Below are 1121 nucleotides of genomic sequence, written 5' to 3' on the forward strand. Positions count from 1 at the left end.
TCACAAAATCAAAAGGGCTTTTCAAGCAATCTTCTAAGGCTTGCATGAAATTAGACTCTAGCGTTACATCATCTTCTAAAATAACGACCGGTTGGTTTGTTTTAACGCATTCTTTCCATAAAAGATAATGGCTTAAATAGCACCCAAATTCTTGGGGCAATAATTCTTGATAACAATAATCAGAATGGAACCAATCGGATTTTAACAAACTTGAAGAATCATAAAGCTCTTGAACGAATTTTTCAAAATCTTGATATTTGGGGCTAATAGCGTCAAAGATTTGAAAAACGCAACGGCCTTTAAATTTTTCATTGGATTCTGAAACGAGTTTTTCAGTATCCAAACGCCTTTGACTTTCTTTTAAAGAAATGATATAAACTTGTGTCAAATGAACTCCTAGATATGGTATTCTGTGGCATTCTACCATAAAGTTTTTTCATTCTTTTTAAACCTCTTTAGGGGTTTTTAAATAATCGTATTGTTTGCTGTATTGTTGAAAGGCTTTTAAACGCTTTTTAGCGTTAATGCTGTAGTAGAAAAGATTCTTAAAAGTTGATTTTTTAGGCGGAAATGAGTAAGATTTCAAGCTCTTTTTTTGGGGCTTTTGAATGGTGCTGTCTAAAGAATGCTCGCTTAAAGAAACAGGGCAAGGCACATAGGTAAAATTAGCGACATCATGGTAAGCAGAATTATCCATAAACATATCCACCGGCTCTATGATTTTAAAACGCTCCGTGGCTTCTATAAAAGTTTTAGCGCCCTTAGGGGTTAAGTAATAACCGGCTGTAGAAGCCACATACACGCTAGTGAGGTAAAAATGCTCTAAAAAAAAGGCCTCTTTTTCATGCGTTGCGTAATAGCTTTTTTGTATTTTTTTGAGAATATAGTGGATGACTTTATGGGTAGAAAGATTTAAAAATCTAGAAACATCAAAAAATTTTTTAAATTTTTCTAAAATAGGGTTATTTTTAAAAGGATAATCAAAGAGAGGAAATACAAATTCTTTGGGTAAAACATGGAATTTTGTCTCGTGGTAATACCAATAGCACCCATAGAACCTCACAAAATCAAAAGGGCTTTTCAAGCAATCTTCTAAGGCTTGCATGAAATTAGACTCTAGC

General features: G+C 33.5%; 2 protein-coding genes. Both read right to left on the reverse strand.

The window, feature by feature from the left end:
* A partial coding sequence (locus EWZ81_RS06940; protein WP_165549472.1) for a glycosyltransferase family 25 protein occupies positions 1-427 on the reverse strand: 427 nt, incomplete at its 3' end.
* A gap of 18 nt (positions 428-445) precedes the next feature.
* The coding region (locus EWZ81_RS06945; protein ID WP_165549473.1) for a glycosyltransferase family 25 protein at positions 446-1121 on the reverse strand (676 nt) is incomplete at its 5' end.

Origin of the sequence: Helicobacter pylori (assembly GCF_011140715.1) — a bacterium.
Classification (GTDB): domain Bacteria; phylum Campylobacterota; class Campylobacteria; order Campylobacterales; family Helicobacteraceae; genus Helicobacter; species Helicobacter pylori_DA.